This window comes from Bartonella taylorii, assembly GCF_023920105.1.
GTDB lineage: Bacteria > Pseudomonadota > Alphaproteobacteria > Rhizobiales > Rhizobiaceae > Bartonella > Bartonella taylorii.
On record NZ_CP083693.1, the window covers coordinates 660,046 to 684,311 of the forward strand.

24 protein-coding genes and 1 tRNA gene are annotated in these 24,266 nt (G+C 37.2%); 19 read left to right on the forward strand and 6 right to left on the reverse strand.

Features of this window, described 5'->3' with window-relative positions; translation table 11 throughout:
* The first annotated feature begins 70 nt into the window (after positions 1 to 70).
* Positions 71 to 1,837: a membrane protein gene (locus LBE40_RS02765; RefSeq protein ID WP_040296897.1), complete on the forward strand. Its 1,767-nt coding sequence runs from the start codon at positions 71 to 73 to the stop codon at positions 1,835 to 1,837.
* Positions 1,838 to 1,964: 127 nt separating this feature from the next.
* Positions 1,965 to 3,053, forward strand: a complete 1,089-nt coding sequence (locus tag LBE40_RS02770) for a COX15/CtaA family protein (protein WP_004858897.1) — start codon at positions 1,965 to 1,967, stop codon at positions 3,051 to 3,053.
* A gap of 23 nt (positions 3,054 to 3,076) precedes the next feature.
* Here LBE40_RS02770 and argC read toward each other — a convergent pair whose 3' ends face one another.
* On the reverse strand, positions 3,077 to 4,012 hold the full coding sequence (gene argC / locus LBE40_RS02775; RefSeq protein ID WP_004858896.1) for an N-acetyl-gamma-glutamyl-phosphate reductase: 936 nt from the start codon (positions 4,010 to 4,012) through the stop codon (positions 3,077 to 3,079).
* 345 nt (positions 4,013 to 4,357) lie between these two features.
* Between argC and glyA the strand changes: the two genes are divergently transcribed.
* The 6 genes from glyA (at position 4,358) to nusB (ending at position 8,898) form a co-directional block, all read left to right on the forward strand.
* Positions 4,358 to 5,671 (forward strand): serine hydroxymethyltransferase, encoded by a 1,314-nt coding sequence (glyA, locus tag LBE40_RS02780; RefSeq protein WP_004858892.1) that lies wholly within the window; start codon positions 4,358 to 4,360, stop codon positions 5,669 to 5,671.
* A 13-nt stretch (positions 5,672 to 5,684) separates the two neighbouring features.
* Positions 5,685 to 6,167, forward strand: coding sequence for a transcriptional regulator NrdR (gene nrdR / locus LBE40_RS02785; RefSeq protein WP_004858888.1), 483 nt, complete (start codon positions 5,685 to 5,687; stop codon positions 6,165 to 6,167).
* Positions 6,160 to 7,287 (forward strand): bifunctional diaminohydroxyphosphoribosylaminopyrimidine deaminase/5-amino-6-(5-phosphoribosylamino)uracil reductase RibD, encoded by a 1,128-nt coding sequence (gene ribD / locus LBE40_RS02790; RefSeq protein WP_004858885.1) that lies wholly within the window; start codon positions 6,160 to 6,162, stop codon positions 7,285 to 7,287. Before nrdR ends, ribD begins: the two co-directional genes overlap by 8 nt.
* The gene (locus tag LBE40_RS02795) at positions 7,269 to 7,886 is read left to right on the forward strand and encodes a riboflavin synthase (protein WP_004858882.1); all 618 of its coding nucleotides are present in this window, start codon (positions 7,269 to 7,271) and stop codon (positions 7,884 to 7,886) included. Before ribD ends, LBE40_RS02795 begins: the two co-directional genes overlap by 19 nt.
* An 83-nt stretch (positions 7,887 to 7,969) precedes the next feature.
* A complete protein-coding gene (locus LBE40_RS02800; protein WP_004858879.1) occupies positions 7,970 to 8,425 on the forward strand; it encodes a 6,7-dimethyl-8-ribityllumazine synthase in 456 nt (151 codons plus the stop codon).
* Between the two features lie 2 nt (positions 8,426 to 8,427).
* Entirely contained in the window at positions 8,428 to 8,898 is a 471-nt protein-coding gene (nusB, locus tag LBE40_RS02805) for a transcription antitermination factor NusB (protein ID WP_004858877.1), read from the forward strand.
* Positions 8,899 to 8,970: 72 nt separating this feature from the next.
* Here nusB and LBE40_RS02810 read toward each other — a convergent pair whose 3' ends face one another.
* Complete coding sequence (locus LBE40_RS02810; RefSeq protein WP_040296947.1) at positions 8,971 to 9,450, reverse strand: outer membrane protein assembly factor BamE; 480 nt, start codon at positions 9,448 to 9,450, stop codon at positions 8,971 to 8,973.
* Between the two features lie 221 nt (positions 9,451 to 9,671).
* Between LBE40_RS02810 and LBE40_RS02815 the strand changes: the two genes are divergently transcribed.
* The 5 genes from LBE40_RS02815 to LBE40_RS02835 all read left to right on the forward strand — a co-directional run bounded on the left by LBE40_RS02815 (position 9,672) and on the right by LBE40_RS02835 (position 13,577).
* Positions 9,672 to 10,235: a YceD family protein gene (locus tag LBE40_RS02815; RefSeq protein WP_004858874.1), complete on the forward strand. Its 564-nt coding sequence runs from the start codon at positions 9,672 to 9,674 to the stop codon at positions 10,233 to 10,235.
* A 146-nt stretch (positions 10,236 to 10,381) separates the two neighbouring features.
* Positions 10,382 to 11,449 (forward strand): phosphate acyltransferase PlsX, encoded by a 1,068-nt coding sequence (plsX, locus tag LBE40_RS02820; RefSeq protein WP_004858871.1) that lies wholly within the window; start codon positions 10,382 to 10,384, stop codon positions 11,447 to 11,449.
* Between the two features lie 49 nt (positions 11,450 to 11,498).
* Complete coding sequence (locus LBE40_RS02825) at positions 11,499 to 12,473, forward strand: beta-ketoacyl-ACP synthase III (protein ID WP_004858869.1); 975 nt, start codon at positions 11,499 to 11,501, stop codon at positions 12,471 to 12,473.
* A gap of 77 nt (positions 12,474 to 12,550) precedes the next feature.
* Positions 12,551 to 12,874: an integration host factor subunit alpha gene (locus LBE40_RS02830; RefSeq protein ID WP_004858867.1), complete on the forward strand. Its 324-nt coding sequence runs from the start codon at positions 12,551 to 12,553 to the stop codon at positions 12,872 to 12,874.
* 199 nt (positions 12,875 to 13,073) lie between these two features.
* On the forward strand, positions 13,074 to 13,577 hold the full coding sequence (locus tag LBE40_RS02835) for a MerR family transcriptional regulator (RefSeq protein WP_004858866.1): 504 nt from the start codon (positions 13,074 to 13,076) through the stop codon (positions 13,575 to 13,577).
* A gap of 31 nt (positions 13,578 to 13,608) precedes the next feature.
* Here the strand turns inward: LBE40_RS02835 and thrS are convergent, their stop codons facing one another.
* The 3 genes from thrS to LBE40_RS02850 form a co-directional block, all read right to left on the reverse strand.
* Positions 13,609 to 15,585, reverse strand: coding sequence for a threonine--tRNA ligase (gene thrS, locus LBE40_RS02840; protein ID WP_004858864.1), 1,977 nt, complete (start codon positions 15,583 to 15,585; stop codon positions 13,609 to 13,611).
* 119 nt (positions 15,586 to 15,704) lie between these two features.
* Positions 15,705 to 16,058 carry a membrane protein insertion efficiency factor YidD gene (gene yidD / locus LBE40_RS02845; RefSeq protein WP_004858862.1) on the reverse strand — a complete coding sequence of 118 codons (354 nt, stop codon included), beginning with the start codon at positions 16,056 to 16,058 and terminating at the stop codon, positions 15,705 to 15,707.
* Positions 16,059 to 16,487 carry an iron-sulfur cluster assembly scaffold protein gene (locus LBE40_RS02850; protein WP_004858860.1) on the reverse strand — a complete coding sequence of 143 codons (429 nt, stop codon included), beginning with the start codon at positions 16,485 to 16,487 and terminating at the stop codon, positions 16,059 to 16,061.
* A 125-nt stretch (positions 16,488 to 16,612) separates the two neighbouring features.
* Here LBE40_RS02850 and folE point away from each other — a divergent pair, with 125 nt between their 5' ends.
* The 6 genes from folE to LBE40_RS02880 all read left to right on the forward strand — a co-directional run bounded on the left by folE (position 16,613) and on the right by LBE40_RS02880 (position 21,980).
* The gene (gene folE / locus LBE40_RS02855) at positions 16,613 to 17,233 is read left to right on the forward strand and encodes a GTP cyclohydrolase I FolE (RefSeq protein WP_004858858.1); all 621 of its coding nucleotides are present in this window, start codon (positions 16,613 to 16,615) and stop codon (positions 17,231 to 17,233) included.
* A 135-nt stretch (positions 17,234 to 17,368) separates the two neighbouring features.
* Positions 17,369 to 17,453, forward strand: a tRNA-Leu gene (locus LBE40_RS02860).
* 202 nt (positions 17,454 to 17,655) lie between these two features.
* Positions 17,656 to 18,840 carry an alpha/beta hydrolase gene (locus LBE40_RS02865; RefSeq protein WP_004858856.1) on the forward strand — a complete coding sequence of 395 codons (1,185 nt, stop codon included), beginning with the start codon at positions 17,656 to 17,658 and terminating at the stop codon, positions 18,838 to 18,840.
* Positions 18,841 to 18,983: 143 nt separating this feature from the next.
* Complete coding sequence (locus tag LBE40_RS02870) at positions 18,984 to 19,478, forward strand: hypothetical protein (protein WP_004858854.1); 495 nt, start codon at positions 18,984 to 18,986, stop codon at positions 19,476 to 19,478.
* 535 nt (positions 19,479 to 20,013) lie between these two features.
* Positions 20,014 to 21,171: a tyrosine-type recombinase/integrase gene (locus LBE40_RS02875; protein WP_252615219.1), complete on the forward strand. Its 1,158-nt coding sequence runs from the start codon at positions 20,014 to 20,016 to the stop codon at positions 21,169 to 21,171.
* 275 nt (positions 21,172 to 21,446) lie between these two features.
* Positions 21,447 to 21,980, forward strand: coding sequence for an antA/AntB antirepressor family protein (locus tag LBE40_RS02880; protein ID WP_252615220.1), 534 nt, complete (start codon positions 21,447 to 21,449; stop codon positions 21,978 to 21,980).
* Positions 21,981 to 22,092: 112 nt separating this feature from the next.
* Here the strand turns inward: LBE40_RS02880 and LBE40_RS02885 are convergent, their stop codons facing one another.
* The gene (locus LBE40_RS02885; protein WP_252615221.1) at positions 22,093 to 24,135 is read right to left on the reverse strand and encodes an ATP-binding protein; all 2,043 of its coding nucleotides are present in this window, start codon (positions 24,133 to 24,135) and stop codon (positions 22,093 to 22,095) included.
* Positions 24,136 to 24,266 lie beyond the last annotated feature (131 nt).

Sequence of the window (24,266 nt, forward strand, 5' to 3'; positions counted from 1 at the left end):
AAAGTTAAGGGGATAGTTACTACTTTCTCTTAATAAAAAAATATGAAGTATTTTACTGGTTTAAATAAAGATGAGTCTTAAGAATAATAAAAGACTGTTTGTATGCATGAAACCGCGAAATGTTTTGGCCATTTTGCTGTTAGTGGTGCTGTGTGCATTTTTGATTTGGTTGTATTACTTTATTCAACCACGGATATATCGAGCAACCTTGACATTTTCGTTATCTGATTCTGTTGGAAAGCCATTGCCAGTTGATAAACAAAACAATGTTCTCGCATTCTTATTTTCACAGTCTATACTTTTAAATGATTCAAATTTACAGAATTTTTCTTTAGATGTTTATCAGAAGAAAGGTTTGCGTGAAAATATTGGTTTATCTCGTAATGGTGATTTCATTGATCTTACTTTTGAAGCTGGAACTGTTGAAGCTGCTCAACGTGGGTTGGAGACTTGGTTCTCGGCATTTTCACAAGCAATTGTAAAACAAAAACAAAAATTATTGTTAACGGAACAGCAAGCGGATCAGCAATATGATAAGACTACGGTACAAAATATAGTGCAGGCCTTTCGTTCATCTGTTGATTCTTTTATTTACCGCAATGTAAAACAAACAGAGCTTAAAGATCTTTCTGTGCAATTAACGCAAGCAACTTTAAAGCGTATTCATTTAACGAGTTTGAACTCAACTATCAACATGATGCGTGAAAATGGACAGTCTTTACTGTCTTTATCATTCATTGCAAGTAATTCAATGATCTCTGCATTAGAATCTAAACGTGATCTTTTGGAGACGCAAAGAGCGCATATGGTTGCACAATTAGGTTGGACACATCCTCAAATTAAGGCAATGACTGCGGAATTAGAGGCGGTTTCTCTTCAATTGGAAAATAAAATATTGCAGATTGTTCATCAAGTTCATGCAGATGAGGTTATTGCAACGGAATTTGAGAACCAGCTCAAAAAAAGGATTGGCTTTTTTGTAAGAGATCAATCCCTATCTTTGAATCAATTATTTAATGAGCTCGAAAATAAAATAAAAGCCGTGGTAGATGCCCAAAACAAAGAGATGAGCAAGGGTTCTTCTCTATTGCAAAATACAAAGATTCATGTGGTTATGCCAACAACATTAGCGCCAATCTCTTTTATGGCTCTTTACGGAAAAAACATTATTGTCGGTGTGTTTGCAAGCTTAATCACTCTTTTTGGAGGCGTGTTGTTGTTTTATCAATGCTTTGGAACAGGAAAAGATAAACTAGAAGAAAATGGTTCAAAAAACGATGAAAGCGTTTTAGTATCTAAGAGAATAAAAAATCTTGAGTCTTTTATTACAATGGAGGGATTATCCGATTTTTTGAAATATCGTACTTCAACGGTTGTTTCAATCATTGGGTTAGAGGCTGCACGGACGGCAGCAAAGCTTTCTCTCCATCTTGTAAAAGAGCGCAAAACAATTCTATTGGTAGATATTTCTGGTCAACAAATAGAAAAAGTTATTGGTCCACATCGTGGATTGAGCGATATTTTAACAGGGAATGCCCAGTTGCAGGATGTGATTTATCGTGATTATGACACAGGGGTTGATATTCTTCCTCAGGGGTTAACGAGTGCTGTTTGTGCACAAGATTTTTCAAATGATATCTCTAATCTAATACAAGAATTTAAAAAAGATTATGATTTTATCATTTTAGAAATGGCAAGCGAGCCCAAATATGGATTTGAGCAATTTGCAGAATTAACAGACCATTACATTTGTAGTATTTCTCTTAGCGAACAGGATTGGATGATGCAAATGGTGAGTAGATTTCCCAAAACTGTTTACCGTGTGGTTGCATCATAAATGTCGCAGAATGCTAATCGCATGTTATAAGTTGTACGCTTGTTTTGCGCTAAGATTGTTATACATATTAAAAAATGGCTAAGACTTAATATTTAGATTTTGAAATAAGTTATGGTTGGAGAAAGGCGTGGGGCAATTAGAGATGGCTGTAAAAAAATTGAATGATGGTGTTTTGACACCGTTGCAAAAGAAATATCGAAAACAAATTCAAGTGTGGCTTTATTTTATTTTATTTCTTTGTTTGGCAATTGTTTTAGTGGGGGGAGCTACCCGTCTGACGGGATCAGGGTTATCGATAACCGAATGGAAGCCAATTCATGGTGTTATTCCACCGATTGGTGTGGAGCAATGGCAGGAGGAATTTTTAAAATATCAGCAGATAGCGCAATATAAGCTGCTTAATCGTGATATGACGTTAAGTGCGTTTAAGGTAATTTTCTGGTGGGAATGGGCGCATCGCATTCTCGGGCGCCTTGTTGGTCTTGTGGCCTTATTGGGTTTAATTTGGTTTTGGGCGACCAAGCGTATTGAAAAAAATACTTTTCTCCAACTTACTATCGTGCCGATTCTTATTGCATTTCAAGGTTTTATTGGTTGGTGGATGGTGGCTTCGGGTATTGGTCAAAGTGATTTAACAAGTGTGAGTCAATATCGTTTAGCATTTCATCTTATAACAGCGTGTTTTGTTATTATTTTTGTTACTTATTTATCTCGAGGCTTCACAGAATATTCAGAAAAACCAACCAATCAAGGGATTCAATCTTTCGCCGGTTGGCTTGTTATTCTTATTTTGATTGAGATTTATTTCGGTGGTTTAGTTGCAGGGCTCCATGCTGGAAAAGTTTATAATACGTGGCCACTTATGGATGGGCAGATTATTCCTGATGGATTGTTGCAGCATAATCCTGTTTGGCTCAATTTATTTGAAAATTCTTTAACGGTTCAATTTGTTCATCGTTTTTTTGCTTATTTTTTGTTTGTTGTAGCAGTCATTCATGCTTTGTATGTACAAAAAAACGTTCCACATTCAACTCATTCTCATCGTGCATTCATTATATGCATTATGATCATTATTCAAGCACTCTTGGGTATTCTTACGTTGTTACATGAAGTTCCCATAAGTTTGGGGCTCATTCATCAAACTGTTGCGTTAGCAATCTTATGTTTTTCAGTTGCACATTGGCGAGCAACAAAAGGAGCGTATCCGTGCTGTTGAGTAAAATTTGCACTCAGAGAAGTTTAGCTCCCTAAAAGCATTAAGTCGAGATTTTGGACAGCAGCTGCGGATGCACCTTTCCCCAAATTATCGAATATGGCGCAAAGATTGAAAATTCCTTCACGCTCATTGCCGAACACAAATAATTTCATCCCATCTTTATGTGCTAAGTATTCTGGATTGAGTTTTGTGAGTGCATCAGTTTCTTCTTGTGATGCAACTGATATGAGGTTCTGCCCATCGTAATGGTTCTCAAGAATTTCGCGTAGATTAGAACAATTAGCTGATTTTGTAAATAAGTGGCGATGTAGTGGAAGATTTACAATTATTCCTTGGGGAAAACGACCAACGCTTGGTACAAAAATGGGTGTTTTGTGGATCTGTCCATAGATTTTGATTTCTGGGATATGTTTGTGTGCAAGATTGAGACCATAGATAAAATAATTTTCCTGAATATCATTTTGGTGAGATTGGTTTTCCATTTGTGCAATCAATTGTTTTCCGCCACCAGTATAGCCGGAGATTGCGTTAATTGATATCGGATAATAAGCATCTAGCAGGCCTGCTTCACGGAGTGGACGAATCAAACTAATTGCACCGGTAGGATAACATCCTGGATTGGTCACGTAGTGTGCTGCTTGGATACGCTTTTTTTGTCCTGCAGTCATTTCAGGAAAACCGTAAACCCAGTCTGAGGCAACGCGGTGAGCTGTTGAACTATCAATAATTCTAATGTTTTTGTTATTTTTAAGCCAGCTAACTGTTTCGCGTGCAGCATCATCTGGAAGACACAAAATAGCAATGTCGGTTTGATTAAGATAGTCCCGTCGAATATCAATGTTATGTCGATCTGTATGAGCAAGAGAGAGTAATTTAAAATCCGAACGTTCTGCTAGTCGTTTTTGTATCTGTAATCCGGTTGTTCCATGTTCACCATCAATAAAAACCTTCGTTGTCATTCTGCCAGCCTTGAACTCATTTTTCTGCCATATTCAGCTTATCACATTATCAATTATTTTAAACTATTACCAATTTAAATGATAGTCATTAAATTATTGAATTTCTTGAGATTATATATCTTTTTGCTTTTAAAAAGTGTGACAAGTAAGAGTATATGAGAGAAAACTTAATACCCATTTTGCATCATATTTGTGTGGGGAGAAGAGTTTCGTTGTTTATGTTACAAAGGGTAAGATAAATGTTTATACCATTTTTGAGTGAAAGTGGTTTTAAATATTTGGTTTGCGTGATTTGCTGTGTTATCGTTCAATGACTTTATTTTTTTAATGTTAGGAATGTGTTTTATGACTCAGCAACAAAATGACACACAAAAGCGCTTTTTTAATGATACTTTGCAAACTGTTGATATTGCAATCTTTGATGCAATGAGGAGGGAGTTTGAGCGTCAACAGCATGAAATTGAGCTGATTGCTTCAGAGAATATTGTTTCAAGAGCTGTTCTTGAAGCACAGGGTTCTGTTTTAACCAATAAATATGCAGAAGGTTATCCAACAAAGCGCTACTATGGAGGTTGTCAATTTGTTGATGTCGTTGAAGATTTAGCAATTGAAAGGGCAAAACAGCTTTTTGGTGCTGCTTTTGCGAATGTTCAGTCTCATTCTGGTAGTCAAATGAATCAGGCTGTATTTCTAGCTTTACTTCAGCCTGGTGATACATTTATGGGATTGGACTTAAATGCTGGTGGTCATCTTACGCACGGTTCATCCGTCAATATGTCAGGAAAATGGTTTGACGTTGTTTCCTATGGTGTACGTCAAGAAGATCAGATTCTTGATATGGAGGAAGTTGAGCGGCTTGCAAAGGAACGTAAGCCTAAACTTATTATAGCAGGCGGATCATCTTATCCTCGTTTATGGGATTGGAAACGGTTCCGTGAAATTGCAGATGAGGTCGGTGCTTATTTCCTTGTTGATATGTCTCATATTGCGGGTCTAGTTGCTGGTGGTGTTCATCCTTCACCTGTTCCACATGCACATATTGTAACAACTACCACGCATAAATCATTGCGAGGTCCTCGTGGTGGCTTGATATTGACTAATGATGAAGCTTTAGCCAAAAAGATTAATTCGGCGATTTTCCCCGGTCTACAAGGTGGTCCTTTAATGCATGTGATTGCGGCTAAGGCTGTTGCGTTTCAAGAGGCTTTACAACCTTCTTTTAAGAGTTACAGTGCTAATGTTGTTGCCAATGCGAAAACCTTAGTAAAAACATTACAGAGTAATGGTTTTAATATTGTTTCTGGTGGTACAGACAACCATTTATTGTTGGTTGATTTGCGTTCCAAAAATTTGACAGGAAAACGTGCTGAATTGGCTTTGGGACGGGCGCATATTACCTGTAATAAGAATGGTATTCCTTTTGATCCTGAAACACCATCTATAACATCAGGAATTCGTTTAGGTTCACCTGCTGTGACGACACGTGGTTTTGCAGAAAAAGAGTTTATTCAAATTGGTGAGTTGATTTCAGAAGTTCTTGATGGCCTTAGGATGGTAAAAAACGATGAGGAGAACCATGCCGTTGAGATGGCTGTTAAGAAAAAGGTGGAGGATATAACGAATAAATTTCCTCTTTACTCTTGTCTCAGCACTTGTTAAAGGCATAAAAGAGATGCGCTGTCCTTACTGTCAATATGAGGATACACAGGTAAAAGACTCGCGTCCTGCAGAGGAGGGAGCAGTCATTCGTCGTCGACGTGTGTGTTCTGTTTGTGGTGGTCGTTTTACAACTTTTGAACGTGTTCAATTACGTGAGCTCTTGGTCTGTAAAAAAAGTGGTCGATGTGAGCTATTTGATCGTGATAAGTTGATGCGATCAGTTGATATAGCTGTGCGTAAACGCAATATTGATCCAGACTATATTGAGCGAGCAATCTCTGGCATTGTACGTCAACTCGAGAGTTTGGGGGAATCAGAGATTTCTTCGGAAAAAATTGGGCTTCTTGTGATGGAAGCATTGAAAAGTATTGATGATATTGCCTATATTCGTTTTGCTTCTGTTTATCGAGATTTTCGTAATGCAAGTGATTTTCACGATGTTATAGACGAGTTGTCAAAGAGTATAACCGATACAGAATCTCGTTTTGATGAATAAAAAAGTGCAAGATGAACGGTTTATGGCTGCAGCTATCCGTTTAGCGGAACGTCATGTTGGTCTTACGGGTGAGAATCCTTCCGTTGGCACATTGATTGTGCGAAACGATGACGGTGCAGGAACATCCATTGTGGGCTATGGTGTAACAGCTGTTCACGGAAGGCCTCATGCTGAAGTGCAAGCTTTACACATGGCGGGTGCTTTAGCTCAGGGTGCTACTGCTTATGTGACTTTAGAGCCCTGTTCGCATTATGGCAAAACTTCCCCTTGTGTGAATGCACTCATTGATTCAGGTATTTCACGAGTTGTTATTGCTCTTACTGATTTAGATAAGCGGGTTGATGGTCGTGGTATTGCTCTTTTACGCGCGGCTGGTATTGAAGTGGTTGAGGGTGTTCTGGCTGAAGAAGCTTTTGAAGCGTTGTGTACGCATTGGTGTATAAGGAAGTTGCAACGCTGTGCCGTTACTTTAAAAATGGCAATTTCTGCTGATAATGGTGTAGGAAAAAAAGGGCAGGGTGGAATAAAAATTAGTGGAATTATTTCTCACGCTCATACTCATATTTTACGAGCTCAAAATAATGCTATTCTTGTTGGTATTGGTACTATATTAGCGGATGACCCACAATTAAATTGCCGTTTGCCAGGGATGGAGATGCGTTCGCCGATACGTATCATTTTGGATGCTGATTTATGCATTCCACTTGATGCAAAAGTTGTCCAAACAGCAACAAAAATTCCTACATGGGTTATTTGTGATACAAATCCTTCAAAGAAAAGCAAAAAAAATGCGCTGGAGCAGTGTGGTGTGTCTGTGTATTCGGTAGAAATGAGCAATGGTTGCATACAACCCTTTGCCATTTTACAGCTGCTTTATCAACGTGGTGTCAATAGTATTTTACTTGAGGGAGGCGTAAAGACAGGGGAAAAATTTTTAAATGCTGGTTGTGTGGATCATTTGATATGTTTTTATGCACCCGTTATCTTAGGAAAAAACCGTATTGAAGCCCCTTATTTTGGAAATTATCTCTCGCAATTTCATGAAGTTGAGTCAAGAATGTTTGGAAATGACCGTTTTTATAAATGGAGGCGTAAAACGTTATGTTCACAGGGATTATAACGGATATCGGTTGTGTGGAAGATGTTCAACCTTTAAAGCAAGGAGTGCGTTTAAATATTGCTACGCGCTATGCTATAGAAAGTTTGGAAATTGGTGCATCAATTGCATGTTCAGGAATTTGTCTGACAATTGTTGAGAGAGGATCAACGCAAGCAGATACCAGTTGGTTTGCTGTGGAGGCGTGGGAAGAAGCATTGCGTTTGACTAATCTTGCACAATGGACAAAAGGAACTTCTATTAATTTAGAACGTTCCCTTAGACTGGGTGATGAAGTAGGTGGACATTTGGTTTTTGGTCATATTGATGGTTTGGCTGAGATTATTGATCAGAAAAATGAAGGTGATGCAGTTCGTTTTTTCCTACAAATTCCAACACGATTTACGTCCTTTATTGTAAACAAAGGTTCTATTGCACTTAATGGGACATCTTTGACCGTTAATTGTGTTGAAGATTGTATTTTTGATGTTCTGATTATTCGTCATACACTTGAAATGACGACTTGGGGGCAAGCTCAGATTGGAGATAAGGTCAACTTAGAAATCGATCAGTTTGCTCGTTATGCTGCAAAATTTTCAGGCTTAAAAATAAAAGATGAATAAGCAAAAATTTTATTATTAGTTTTTAGAATTTTGTGCTCTATGATTTCAGATTCTTTTCCTCTTTTTTCTTGTGAGATTCCGTTATGATAAAAGAGATACATCAAAAGTTGTATGTACTGATTGTTGAAGCGCGTTTTTATGATGGGATTTCTGATGCACTTCTTACAGGTGCAGTGAATGTTCTGCAAAAAGCCGAAGCAAGTTATGATATTGTAACAGTTTCTGGTGCATTAGAAATACCAAGTGCAATAGTTTTTGCCGAAAAAAGTAAGGTACCTTACGATGGTTATGTAGCACTTGGCTGTGTCGTTCGAGGTGAAACCTATCATTTTGAAATTGTTGCGAATAATTCTTGTCGCGCATTAATGGATTTAACTGTTCATCAACATTTGGCTATTGGAAATGGTATTTTGACTGTTGAAAATGAAGATCAAGCATGGGCGCGTGCAAAACAGGATGAAAAAAATAAAGGTGGTTTTGCTGCTAAAGCTGCTTTATGTATGATCGCTCTGAAAAAGAGATTTGGAGATAATCATTAAATATGTCTGATATAAAAGGAAGACATTCTCCGTGTTCAGCCAATAAACGTGGAGCAGCAAGACTCGCTGCAGTTCAAGCACTCTATCAAATGGATATAGTTGGTTCTGGTGTGATGGAAACGGCGGCTGAATATGAAGCTTATCGTTTAGGAAAAAATATTGATGGAGATCAGTATCTTGATGCTGATTTTCAATGGTTTTTGGCTATTATCACAGGTGTTGTAAAGAATCAAAAACAGCTTGATCCGATGCTTCATCAACAACTTTCTGCAGAGTGGTCACTCTCACGTCTTGATTCTATACTACGTGCAATTTTGCGTGCAGGTCTATGGGAGTTGATCAACCGCCATGATGTCCCTGTTGCTGTTGTTATGAATGAATATGTAGATATAGCAAAGGCATTTTTTGAAGGTGACGAACCAAAGCTCGTCAATGCAATTCTTGACAGTATGGCAAAAAAAGTTCGCTCCTAAAAGCAATGCTACAATCCCAATATTATCAGTTCTGACATTATCAGGATTGTATGCAAATCGTCACACCTTAAGTTAGTTATAAGTTGGTAAATTCGCAGGACCTTTAATAATCTGGATTAAGAAAGGTTGCTCTCTTGTAGCAGTTGGTGTTGTTTGTGCGATGAAATCAAATATTTGGCCATTTTGTAGACCATAGTTAGCTATTTTACTGACCTGATTGTTTTTATTGAAGTAGATAGCCAAAACTTTACGATCAATAATTTTAGTTTTCATAAACTGCATCGCACGGTAGCGAGTTTGTGAGATATAATAGAAGACCTCATTATCATATTTTGTTTTTAGGGAGGGGGTCCCTAAAGTTAAAATGACTTGCTCCTGACTTGATCCAACAGAAATAGAACTAAGAGCATTTTTATCAAGGATGTAACCTTCTTGGTAGATTTGGCTTGTACCTGAAGAATCAAAAATACTACAACCGCCGATTGCTACCATGCTGGCTATTAATAGACCAATCAATAACTTTTGTTTGATTAAGGTCACTATGTGGGGCACCTGAAACAATGATATCTCCCTTATAATTAGATATATGACAAGAAGGCAACCTCAATTTTTTCTCATTTTAACTTAATCTGCCATAGCTTACATTGAGTTTCCCTGTTATAAAATGGATTATGCCATACAGAATTTCTTTAGAAAAGAGAAAAATGAATGATATGTACTTTGGCTAAATAAAAGTGCAGTGTATTACACCCTTTTGTATTTGGGAGTTGTCAATGAATGTTCAAAATGTTTCTCAAATAACATTTGCTTTGGCTTATCCAATATCAGTACGCTCCCTTCCTGCCAAAGGTATAAGGGTTCATATTTGTGCAAACCAGCGAGAATGTGCTCATTTAGCTAAGAATCATGATTTAGTTAAGGTGAAGTCTTGTGAGGGAAAATTCCATATTTTCCCGTGGAAAAAGCGCGGGGTACGTATAAAAGGTCTATTGCGGGCGCGTATAATGCAGTTATGTGTTGTCACCTTAGAACCACTAGAAAATGTTCTCCGTGAAAATATTGAGGTTGTTTTTGTTCCTGAAGATTCAAATTTAATGAAGCCAAAAATGTCGGAAAATACAGGAGAATTGTTTTTAGATGTGGAAGGATTAGATACGCCAGAAGTGTTTTATGGTGATAAAATTGATATTGGTGCAGTTATGGAAGAATTTTTTGAGTTGTCCATTAATCATTATCCGCGTAAGGAGGGGGTAAAAATGTGTGTGCCGGAAAATTTGGAAGAAACTGAGCAAAAATTATCGCCATTTTCTGTTTTGAGAAGTTGGAAGCGGTTGTAAAAACATAAAAAAATTATCTATTGTATAGCATTATAAAAACGGTATTTTCTGCGGAGCTATTTTCGCACGGTGTGCTTTGTAGTTGTTTAATAGTAAAAAATTGTAATATGTATTTAAAAGCGTAAAAAGATGTGGGATATGCGAACGTGATTAGAATTTCTGTGGATGTAATGGGCGGTGATTATGGTCCGGAAGAAACTATTGCAGGAGCAGCAATTGTACAAAAATATTTGTCCAATGTTTATTTTCTATTTTATGGTGTAGAAGAAATTGTTAAGCCAGTTTTAAAAAAATACCCTTGTTTGGCTTCTGTATCGCGCTTCTATCCCACAGAGAGTTATACACGTATGGATGAGAAGCCAAGCCAAGCACTTCGTAATGGGCGCGGTAAATCATCAATGTGGTATGCAATTGAAGCGGTAAAAAATGGCGAGGCTGATGCTTGCATTTCTGCGGGCAATACTGGTGCACTTATGGCAATGTCTTATTTTTGTTTAAAAATGATGGCAGAGGCTGAACGTCCTGGGATTGCTGGTATTTGGCCAACGCTTCGCAGTGAGAGTATTGTTTTGGATATTGGAGCAACGATTGGGGCATCTGCTAGCCAGTTGGTTGATTTGGCGGTTATGGGGGCAGGTATGTTTCGCGCTTTATATCATACTGAAAGACCAAGTGTTGGGCTTTTAAATGTGGGTGTTGAAGAGGTTAAAGGCCTTCATGAAATTAAAAAAGCTGGAATGATATTGCGTGAAGTGCAATTAGAAGGATTAGAGTATAAAGGATTTGTTGAAGGTAATGATATTGGAAAGGGAACAGTGGATGTTGTTGTAACAGAAGGATTTGCTGGTAATATTGCTTTAAAAACCGCAGAGGGGACCGCGAGGCAGATAGCAGAAATCTTAAACTCCGCATTGCGCAGTTCTTTTTTAACATCTCTTGGATATTTTTTATCGCGGAGTGCTTTTCGTACGCTAAAACGCAAAATGGATCCTGATAGGGTGAATGGTGGAGTGCTTTTAGGTTTGAATGGCGTTGTCATAAAAAGTCATGGTAGTGCTAATGCTAACGGCTTTGCTTCTGCTATCCGCGTTGGTTATGAGATGGTTAATAATGGACTTTTGAAAAAAATAACAGCTGATTTACGACGCTTCCATGAGAATAAAGAAACACTTCTTGATCAAGAAGAAGTGTCGATAAATGGAGAGTCCTTATGATAAGCTTTTATAATATAAGTAAGAAATATGAAGAAAAGGTTGGGGACGAATGATTCGATCCGTTATGCGTGGTGTAGGAAGTGCCTTGCCAAAAAAAAGCTTATCGAATGATGAAATTGCGGAGTTTGTTGAAACATCTGATTCATGGATTGTTCAGCGTACAGGAATACGCCAACGTTATATTGCCAATGAAAATGAAACAACTGTTTCTTTAGGAGTTGAAGCAGCACAAGCGGCACTTATAAATGCTGGACTTACAATAAAAGATATTGATTGTATTATTTTAGCAACATCAACACCAAATCGTACTTTTCCTGCTTCTGCGGTTGAAATTCAGCATGCTTTGGGAATGAGCCATGGATTTGCTTTTGATATTCAAGCTGTTTGCTCAGGTTTTATTTTTGCTTTAACAATAGGAGATAGCTATTTACGCTGCGGAGTAGCAAAAAGAGTTTTAGTTATTGGATCTGATACATTCTCTCGAATTTTGGATTGGCAAGATCGTACGACATGTGTTTTATTTGGTGATGGTGCGGGGGCTGCTGTTTTGGAGGCACAGGAAAATGAAGGGAATGTTGCCTTTGATTGTGGCATATTGTCTACGAAATTGCGCTCTAATGGTGCGTATATTGATAAGCTGTATGTAGATGGAGGCCCTTCAACAACGCAAACAACGGGCTATTTACGTATGGAAGGACGAGAAGTTTTCAAATATGCAGTTGGTATGATAACAGATGTGGTTGATGATTGTTTTGCAGCTGCTGGTATAGATTCTTCACAATTAGATTGGTTTGTACCTCATCAGGCTAATAAACGTATTATTGAAGCATCAGCTAAAAAATTGGGAATTTCTTTAGATAAAGTTGTGATTACCGTTGATCAACACGGTAATACATCTGCAGCTTCGGTGCCATTGGCTTTAACAACGGCTCTTTGTGATGGAAAAATTAAAAAAGGCGATCTCATTATGCTAGAAGCTATGGGAGGTGGATTTACATGGGGGGCAATTCTTATTCGTTGGTAGATTATAGTCGCTTGACCATATTTGAATAAAACGTATAAGTCATTTTGTAATTTTAAATATTTAAATAGGTGGTTATAATGACAAGTAAAACAGTAACGCGTGCAGATTTGGCGAGCGTAGTTTGTAAGAGAGTGGGCTTGTCACACACTGAATCAGCAGCTTTGGTTGAGATGATTTTGGACGAAATTTGCAATTCACTGGTGAGAGGTGAAGCAGTTAAGTTGTCTTCTTTTGCAACTTTTCAAGTCCGTAATAAAAGTGAGCGCGTTGGACGTAATCCTAAAACCGGTATTGAAGCACCTATCCCACCGCGACGTGTCGTAACATTTAAGGCTGCAAATTTACTTAAACAAAGAATTTTAGATTCGCATCGTGCAAGACAAAAGAATAATGTTGTATAAATTAAGTGCTGTTACTGTGTCTAGTATTTGTTAAAGAGATTTAGATAAGATGAGAATTTGGAATCTTGTTTTAAGTAAAAAGCTTTTTAGTTAAAATGTAATAAAATATGGTCCTATTTTTGACTAATCTTGTTGAGAAATTGAAACTTGATGGATCATTATAGAATCATTTGTAGTGTTTTAGATAAGGTGTTGCAAAATGGATAAGAGCTCTGATGCTTTTCGCACAATTAGCGAAGTAGCCGAGTTATTGGAGCTTCCACAGCATGTCTTAAGATTTTGGGAAACGCGTTTTAGGCAGATTAAACCAATGAAGCGTGGTGGTGGGAGGCGCTATTATCGTCCAGTTGATGTTGATTTGCTCAATGGTATTAAACAGTTACTATACGAGCAGGGTTATACAATAAAAGGTGTGCAGCGTCTTTTGAAAGAGAATGGTGTTGCTTTTGTTACTGCATTTGGTAATGGTGATCTTGATGCCATGAATGTCGTGATAGAAAAGAAATATGCAGAACAAACTTCTGAATCTACTAGCAGTAAGCCTAGAAAGTCTTCTTTTGGGCTTTTGAGTTTCATGAGAAGTGAAGGGGAAGCATCTATCGGTTCTGTTAATGTTTACAAAGACAAGACTGATAAAGCATTGTTGCAGGAAACACTTTTTGAACTCATTGAATGTAAAAGAGTGCTTGACAGAGCACGATAACAATACCTCTCTTCTCTTTTTTTAGTGTATGTTAGGCGTTTATTAAACGGCGCAGATCTGGTGCTGTTGCTTCATCTGTGAGTTGTTTAATTGTTTCTTCTATAGACAAGAAGACTTGATCCGTACTTCCTAAGCGGCGCATGTTTACAGTATTTGTCTCAGCTTCACGTTTGCCACATACCAAAATTATGGGAATTTTTTGTAAAGAATGTTCTCGTATTTTATAGTTAATTTTTTCATTACGCAAATCTGATGTTGCAGAAAGCCCAACAGCTTTAAGTTTTGCCGTTATTTTTTTTGCATATTCATTGGCTTCTGATGTAATTGTTGCTACAACCACTTGTTCAGGCGCAAGCCAAAGCGGCATATGTCCAGAAAAATTTTCGATTAATATACCAAGAAAACGTTCCATTGATCCCAAAATAGCGCGATGAATCATAACGGGTTGACGTTTTTCTGAATCTTTATCAATATAAAATGCACCAAAACGTTCAGGAAGATTAAAGTCTATTTGTGTTGTTCCACATTGCCATTCACGACCGATAGCATCCTTTAATGTGTATTCAAATTTTGGACCATAAAATGCACCCTCACCTAGAAGGATACTTGTTTTGATTTGTCCTGAGAATTTTTTTTCAATAGTCTTAAGGACGGTCTTCATAATATCTTCTGCATGGTTCCATAATGCGTCAGATCCAACTCGTTTTTCTGGGCGTGTTGAAAGTTTAAGACTAATTTCTTTAAATCCAAAATCAGCATAAGTAGATAAGATCAAATCATTAATGCTGAGGCATTCATCGGCTAACTGCTCATCTGTACAAAAAATATGTGCATCATCTTGTGTAAAGCCACGTACACGCATCAGACCATGGAGAGAGCCTGAAGGCTCATAACGATGGACAAGACCAAATTCAGCAAGCCTTATAGGCAAATCGCGGTAAGATTTTAAACCATGTTTAAAAATCTGTACATGACCAGGGCAATTCATTGGTTTAAGAGCGTAAACATTTTCATTATCCCAATCATCAGCTGCTGGAATTGCTTTGAACATATTTTCCTTATACCACCCCCAATGGCCAGATATTTCCCAGAGTGATCTGTTGAGAACTTGCGGTGCATTAACTTCAGCATATTGATGATCATCAAGACGTCTACGCATATAGTTGATCAAATTTTGGAACATTTTCCAGCCTTTTTTATGCCAAAAAACCATTCCTGGTCCTTCTTCTTGAAAATGAAATAAATCCATTTCACGTCCCAAGCGGCGATGATCACGTTTTTCAGCTTCTTCTAGCATGTGTAGATAGGCTTTTAAGTCATTTTCGTTCGCAAATGCTGTACCATAAATCCTCGTTAACATTGGATTATTGGCATTGCCACGCCAATAAGCCCCTGCAACTTTCATTAGCTTGAAAGCATTTCCAATTTGTCCAGTAGATTGCATGTGTGGGCCGCGGCAAAGATCAAACCAATCACCTTGATAGTAGATTTTTACATCTTGATTTTCGGGGATGCTATCAATAAGCTTAACTTTATAAAGTTCACCTTTTGCAGAAAAAATTTCTCTAGCTTTTTCACGGGACCAAATCTCTTTTTTGAACGGTTTATTGCGTTGAATAATTTCATGCATTTTCTTTTCAATGATGGTGAGATCATCCAATGTAAAAGGTTGTTGACGTGCAAAATCATAATAAAAACCATTTTCAATAACAGGGCCTATTGTTACTTGCGTTTCAGGAAAAAGTTCTTGTACTGCTTCAGCTAGGACATGTGCACAATCATGACGTATGAGTTCAAGAGCACGTGGATCTTCTCGTGTAATAATTTCTATTTGTCCAGATTGTTCTAAAGGATCCGAGAGATCTCGAACGCTTCCGTTAAGGTTATAGGCGATTGCTTTTTTTGCAAGCGATTTAGAAATTGATTCTGCTAATTCTAAACCAGTCATTTTGGTGGGGTAATCACGTTTTGAACCATCGGGAAATGAAAGAGAAACAGAGCAAGACATAAAACACTCCTTTAATCCAATTCCGCCAACGATTACGGATGGTTTTGTAAAAACTTAGTAATAATCAGTTAAGGTCAATAGTCTGATTTTTTATCAATACATATGAAAAAAGAAAAGAACTATTTGTTATGTTTTATAGAAATTTTCCAGTAACGCCAAGGTTTATAAAAACAACAAGAGTTTCCAAGAGAGGTGGGGACAGGATCAAATCCATATGTTCCAAATGGACCACAACGCATGATACGAAAAAGCCCCATCCATGCTCCAGCCCATAGTCCATGGCGTGCGATCGCTTCATAAGTGTACTCTGAACAGGTTGGAGCATGGCGACATTGATTTCCTATAAAACTAGAAAGTGTTATTTGGTAAAAACGTATCAAGAAAATGCCAAGTAATCGTCCAGGTGTTTTTTGCCAAGGGCCCGTATAATTTCGAGTTTTTTTCTTTTTTCGTTGAGGCTGTGATTTGAGCATTTATTTTTCTTCAATTTTTTGAATACAATCTAAGATTGCATCAAAGGGAAGCATTGTTGATGGGTGACGTGCTTTATAGTTCTTAATGGGCTGTAAGCAAGAAAACGCTTCAAATGGAGCTTGAGGAGGAGGACCATCTTTCGTTAGCATATGATAGATAACTTCACGTAACATTTTAAGATTTTGTGTTGTTTGTCCTATGATATGAGATGCTAAAAGTGAAGCCGCAGCTTGTCCTAATACACATGCATGCACTTCATGGGCGAAGTCTGTAACGATGCAATCTTCTATTTTTAAATCTACAGTGACTGTTGAACCGCAGAGGTATGCATGTTTTTTTGAAGTTGCATCCGGATTATTAAGATGTCCGATTCTGCTTATATGCGCGGCATATTCAAGTATTTTATCACTGTAGATATCGTCAATCATGAGCTATTGCCTGAAATTTCGAGAGTCGTGATTGTTTAAGCTTTTAATTCACTTATATAGAGATTATACAAAATAAAGTAGATATGTTGCAAATGCTTTGTAAAGGGTAAGCTTGGAGTTTTTAAATGCATAATGTTATTAAAGGAGCTACAATAGATCCGTTTTTATCTGGGAAAAGGCGTCCTAGCTCTGAAGAGGTGGAAGCAGCGATTCGTACATTACTTTTATGGGTGGGGGAAAATCCAAATCGAGAAGGGCTTCTAGATACTCCGAGACGTGTAACTAAAGCATATCGTGAGCTTTTTATAGGTTATAGCAAATCGGTTGAAGAGATCTTGGGCACAGTTTTTGAAGAGGTTTCAGGATATAATGAATCGATAATAGTAAAAGATATCTCTTTTTATTCACATTGTGAGCATCATATGATTCCAATTGTTGGTAGAGCTCATATCGGGTATCTTCCAGATAAAAAGGTTGTTGGCCTTTCAAAAATTGCGCGCGTGGTAGACGTTTTTTCTCGTCGTTTACAGACACAAGAAGCTATGACAGCTCAAGTGGCCCGTGCTTTAGAAGAACATCTTGAACCTCGTGGTGTTGCGGTATTGATTGAAGCTGAGCACATGTGTATGGCTATGAGAGGAATCCAAAAGCAAGGTGCTACAACGATTACAACGAGTTTTCATGGTTGTTATGCAAAAGATCAAGGTATACAGGCTCATTTTATGACGATGGTTCAAAGGCTATAGTAAAACCTTATTTTGAGGTTTACATTAAGTTATAGGCCATTCAAGTAAAATAAATCATGGGAAAGCGAAAATAGGCTTGTACCTTGCTTTGTGATTTGTTAAAGCCAGCGAATTATATGTTTTGCTTCACCACATGCGGTCGTGGCGGAATTGGTAGACGCGCAGCGTTGAGGTCGCTGTGGGGCAACCCGTGGAAGTTCGAGTCTTCTCGACCGCACCATTTTAAATTCTCTGTAGTGGGTGTAAGTTGTATTATCTGAGAAGAATGCTGTTTTGTGCATTGTAGAGGGGTTTTTCTTTGTGTATTATTTTATGTGTGCATTCCTAGTAATGATTTATTTCAGGTTGGTAGAATTTTATTCTTTTACCTTGTAGAGATTTGAAATATTGAATTTTTATCAATAGGGTTGGGTGGAGTTGTAGTGAGAATTACAATATTTTTAAAATGTTTAGCATTCTTTATTTGTGTTACTTTATTAACGGCGTGTAGCAAATCGCGTGCTGTGCTTTGGCATGGGGTACATGCAACACCGTCTATGGTTGCAGTGCAAAGGGAAGTTGAAGGGAGACCGATTCTTCCAAAAGCTATCGTACCGGTGTATGTTGCAACAAGTCGTATGATGCAAAACAACTATTCTCAACCTTATGGAGCAGAGCGATCAAATAAAGTACATTATAATCGCGTTGACGTAGGAATCCCTCAACAGCACGTGAAAGGTGTTGTTGAAATAAACGCGTACAAACCTACTCATGATAAGTATTTTGCAGCAGTTGCATTGCAAAAATATGATAACAAAGAGCAGTTTAAGCAGCAATTAAATGCAGATTTGGCAAAAAAACCAAAAGGAAAAAGAGAAATTTTCCTTTTTATTCATGGTTATAATAATAATTTTGCAGATGGTACATTTCGTACAGCTCAGTTTACATACGATTATTCTTTAAATGTTGTCGCTGTACACTATTCATGGCCCTCTGCTGGATCAGTACCTCTTTATATTTATGACCGTGACAGTGCCAATTTTGCGCGTGATGGACTCATAGAGCTTTTGACACTCATCAGCCAAACCGATGCTGATCAAATTTCTGTTATTGCGCATTCTATGGGAAATTTTGTCATAATGGAGGCATTTAGAACTTTAGCATTACAGGGAAAATATAAACCTATTCGCCGTATTACAAGTTTGTTGATGGCCGCGCCAGATATTGATATTGATGTGTTTGAGCGTCAACTCAATGATATTAAGAGATTACCTCAGCCAACAGCCATTTTGGTATCTCGAGCGGATAAAGCTCTTGCTTTTTCCGGGCGTCTTACAGGTGGTCATCATCGTGTTGGTGATGGTTCAGATATTGAAATGTTGCGCAAAAATGGTATCGCTGTTCTTGATTTTTCTCATATTGATGGTGGAGCGCACAATGTTTTTGCGTCTTCGCCAACATTGATGGCTCTTTCTCGAGAAGGTTCTTTAGCTTCAACAATTATGCAGGGTACAGAATTATCACCTAGTCAGGCACTTCTTGCTGATAGTAGCAGTGTGTTGGAGAAAACAACGCATCTTATCCTTTATACACCTGTACGTCTATTATCTCCATTAACTCGACGTTAAGTGTGAAAAGAGTAAAGTTTTTTCTTCAAATATAAATGAATGAAAAACAGTATTTTTTAGCACTTTCTTTAGAATGGTTTTGTAAAATAAAAGATAAATAGCGGGATGAATGTAAAAACCAGTCATTAGGTGAGTAGTTTACGATGGTTGCACGAAAGCGCTATGCCTATACGCCTACATTAGTTGATTATTTATCTCATTCCGCAGTTCAGTTATTAGATATTCATACTATGCTTTTGAAGGTGAGAGAAGGTAATATGGGGGAAAAACCAAGTTTATTGCGTCAAATTGATTCCACAAAAAAACAGCTGGATGAGATAAGTTATGCTCTTATTTTAGAATATCGTAAACGTCAAGAAAGTGAGCGCTTTTTAAAACAAATTTTGGTATCAATTTCTGATCAACTTTTTTCACTGAATAATGGTTTCAAAGAAACTGGGCGCCTCTTTTTTCAAGAGATTAGGATACTTCAATCTCAGATACAGTGTTTTTATGAGGGGAGGGAGAGGCAACATTTGTTGGATAGCCAAGAATCCTTTTATTCTCCATCCAAAATTGATGAAGTCATTAAACAGTTACAAAAAGCGCGAGAAAAGCTTATTGTTGAGAGTCCACATCTCTTTGAAAAAGAATATTAAAGCTAAAAATAAAAAATTTAAACAGAGCGCCTTGGGAAAAAGATTTTTAACTTCATAGAAAATAATATAGTTAAAAGATTATAGTTCTTTAATAAAAGATGTTGATGCTTATCGTGAAGTTTTTGTAATAAAGTCTTCTGACTCATTTAGTTATGAAATTATTAGTGTGTTTGTTAGAACATTGCATAATGTTTCACAATATATCAGAATTCAAAGAATTCTTAGAAAGAGTCGGCAAAAAGGGATGCGCTTTATAAACGCGCGCTTGAAAATTCTGTTTCCAGATTTTCGTTTACGTGCTTCCACACTTTGAAAAAGATAAATAAAATCAATGAATTATTTATAGCATAAAGTGAATGGTGCCGCATGCCGGCAAGGCAGGCTTTATTAGCAAGAATCAAATTACGTAAAGATGCGCAAGGATGTATTGATGTCTATAGCTTTTTATGATTCAATAAAAAAATTAAGTATTAAAGAAAAAATCTCAAATCAGAAATTAAAGGTGGTCTAAAAGGTGGACGAGAGGGGACGTTAAGTGAGGGCGATTCATCGGTTATCAGCATCATTCGTAAAGTCGTCTCCACAAGGAAAATATTGTGACGGGGCAGGGCTATGGTTGAATGTTCGAAAAGACAATACACGCTCTTGGTTTTTTCGCTATACGCACCACAATAAACGCCGTGAAATGGGACTTGGTCCTGTTGCAAAACTCTCTTTAAAAGAGGCGCGCGAACTTGCTAGACATTATAGTGATATTCTCAAAGAAGGCAATGATCCTATTGTTTTTCGAGAACAGACTATTTTAAAACAGCAAAGCAATATCTTCCAAGAAATTGCAAAAGCGGCTTTTGAAAGCAAAAAAGCAGAGTTGAAAAATGAAGGCAAAAACGGCCGCTGGTTTTCTCCACTAGAGTTGCACGTTATTCCACACATAGGTAATTTACCTATAGAAAAATTAACAGCCAATATCATTCGCAATGTTCTCTCACCCCTTTGGCATGAAAAAGCAGACACAGCGCGAAAAGCACTTAACCGTATCAACATTTGCTTGAAATATGCTGCGGCTCTTGGTTTAGATGTTGATTTACAGGCTTGTATGAAGGCACGCGCGCTTTTAGGAAAACCACATGCGACATCAACAAATATTCCTGCTATGCCATGGCAAGAAGTGCCGGTTTTTTATCAAAGCTTGGATGATAAGATCCTTTCAAATTTAGCACTGAAGTTACTCATTTTGACGGGAGCACGGTCATATCCATTGCGCTATTTGCGCCTTGAACAAATTGACAAAAATATATGGACGATACCAAAAGAAAACATGAAAGGTATTGTAGGGAAAGTTTCAGACTTTCGCGTGCCACTAAGTGATGAGGCTTTGAGAGTTATTGAAAAAACTCTCCCCTTTGAAAAGAATGGTTTTCTCTTTTCTGGTCTTAAAGGCAAACCGATTTCGGATGCTACCATGGCAAAATATATGACACTTTGCGGTTTGACTTATCGTCCACATGGTTTTCGTTCAAGCTTACGGGATTGGATAGCAGAGACAACGTCAACACCATTTGAGATTGCCGAAACTGTTCTTGCACATACAGTTGGGAGTTCAGTGACGAAAGCCTACATGCGAACGGATTTTTTAGAACAGCGACATGTTCTTTTAGAGCAGTGGGCGTCTTTTATATCAGGAGAGGCTTGACAGGATTATAACAATGTGTCTATTGTCGAATGAGGTGCTTGAAAAACACCTTAAAACAACTAGCGGATTGGTTGCCGAAATAACTGATCTTCCGCAATTTAAAAGCTTTGACTCATTGTATGCTAGACGCATATAATAGCTTTGTCGGGTGTGGTTATGCCATATAATACCCTTTACGGGGAAAGCATAACGACGGGCTAGTTGCCGTGTTTTTCAGCACCCGGCATTTTTATAAAAAGTGTCAATGAAAAACATCTAACAACTAGGAGTTCGCTATGAACACTCTTATAGAAATTACGGAACAAATCATTGATCAGGAAACTGTTCAAACCGTTAACGCGCGTGAGTTACATACGTTTTTAGACGTTAATATACGCTTCAACGATTGGATTTCACGACGGATTGAAGAATATTCTTTTCAAGAAAATCAAGACTTTGTGAGTTTTACTCAAAAAAGAGTAAAACCTAAAGGCGGTCGTCCAAGCATAGAATATCACCTCACCTTAGACATGGCGAAAGAACTTTCCATGGTTGAACGCAATGAGAAAGGACGTCAAGCACGCCGTTACTTTATTGAATGTGAAAAGAAACTGAGAACCCAAGCTGTTGATTATGACCGTGATACACGCTTTGATTTGCCAAGTTATTGGGAAGGTATGAACGCTGGTGAAAAAGTTTTGTATCTTCTGGGTCCAATACATGTTCGTCTTATTGATGCCTTCAGAGTAGATGAAGAGAATAGAAAATATAAAGCCATCATTAAAGAAGCTAAGCGCGTTCTAGCAAGATCTGTTGTGAAAGCGGCTTAGTTTAAAACACGATTCATCTCCCCATTTCAAAAGTGGGGAGGGGATAAAGCTTTTAGTTTTTGGTTAGCTACTGTTTTAAATGTGCGAAGATATTGTCTATCGCATCTAAAAATTAAACCTTTAATCTAGAAATAAATGCTTCATTCCTTAATTTTGCATCCTGCAATAAATCATTCCATTCTATTATTTCAACGGATCCTCGAAAATCACCTTGTAGAAGATTAGTTCTCCCTCGCCCATTAGCTGTTTTCTGCCATGTCGACGTTTGCGTTTTAAGTTCACCTTCTATATCGGCAATAATATAACAATAAAAAACACACTGCTCTGAAATCTTTATTTTCTTATTATCAAATGTCTTTATACTTTTTCCTTTAAGTTTATTAAGGTATTTGTTTATTTGTTCCATGGGGGTGTAACCCGCTTTATATTTTTTCTGACCTGGTCTTTTAAACTCCACCAACATTAGCCTGTCCAGATCTGCATCAAGACGACCTTCAAGTCCTAGGGCATATAATTGATTATAACATAATAAATCAGGACGACTTTTTTCTGTACTATCCTGTATGATTTGATTGATAGGCACATCCGAAGCAAAGTATTTTGTAAATGTTAATCGCTCATCAATAATCCATAAATCATGTGTTAAATTTTCCTGAGATTCAGGATCATCCCCCCGAACACGCATTGGACAAATAAGTTTATGCAATGTTTTCTCTAGATGTGGTACTTCTTGACCATTAACATTTTTCTTAAGTTCTATTATTAATCCTTCTAAAATTTTAAGTATAACTTTACGACGGATAACATACTCTGCTAACTGTCTTGTTTCTTCATCTTTAACTTCTCTTGCAAGTTCAGAAACTTTTTGAGAAAAGCTGTCTGTATTGGCATTTCCTTCAGTAATTTCACGGTATATTTCTTCAATTCTCTTATTTTGTTTTTTCTCTCTCCTAAGTTTGTGAATAGCCAGTGTTTTAACAAACCCCTCTGTATTCTTTGCAGCTTTAGGAAGTGTTTCTAATAATTTTTCATAACTCTCAAAGCGATAGGAGGGATGGGTTTTACAAAACTTTTTTAATGTATTTAAACGTTTTCTTTCATACTCTTCATTTTCTGGAGCAAGAACACTCTGTGTAATGTTGTTGGCAACGGCACGTAAAATATCTTTTAATATACTATTTTTAAAAGAAAAATGCGTTCTTTCTTGATTAACTCTATCATCTAAATATTGGCCACTTATGCAACCATGATATACCAGCTTTTGGGTTCCAAATTTTCCAAAACCAATAAGGTTATCGATGCTTTCAGTAGTCACAGTACGATCATGTGCGAAAAGATGTAGATAGTGGTTCTTCCCTTTAAAGTTAAGGTTAGCATCCGCCATGCAAATAAAATTACGAATTTTTAATAAACCAAAATCTGCGGTTTCAAGTGTAATCTCTCCCCTATTTTCTACTAAATATTTTTTAACTTTCTGCGCTAAATTGACAGAGATCTGATCATCACGAAAAGTTATTTGAGGAAGTTGTTCTAAAATTAAATCTGAAAAAAAATGTGCTCCAATATGATCGATAATTGCTTCAGTTTTGCGTGGAAAATATTTTTGGTACGCTACATCTCTTAAACCGGTAAAAATAATTTCTGTTCCGGTTACTTCTTGATTAATAAGAGGTATTTTTGAATGATCAAGAATCTGATTTTCCTCTTCCAAACAAAATGTAAAGCTTCTCTGGTAAAGCTGATCTTCTTCAAGGAATATACTTTTAACTCGTATTTTCTTAAAGGTATCCAACCATAGCAGCCGCCCAACTCCTTTTCCTCCTTTTTCTAATTTAAAATTAGTATCTACAGTGCGAAAAGCTTGAAAGTGTTCATCATCCAATCCTACACCATTGTCTTTAACTATAATTTCAAGTGTTTCATTTTTATCTATATCTTTGATTTCTATATCTATGTTACCCGCGCTTTTGTAATCTTCTTGCTTAGAATCTTCAAGCGCGTGAATAGCGTTGCTTACCGCTTCAAAAACAGGCTGCAAAGCTTCCATTTCAGTGGACGGTTTAGGAAAACGATAAACTCTTCCAGCAAGATTCTCTTTCATAGAAAACTTTTCAGTTTTATTCTTTTCTTGTTTTTGAACTGCGACGTTTTCCATAATTATTCCCACCTTTTTAGCCGATAATATTACGAAATATACCTATTAAACGCACGTATATTAACAATTTGTTATTATTATAGAACAAATTTTTAATTCTTTGAAATCCACTGTTTTAAATGGGCGAAGGC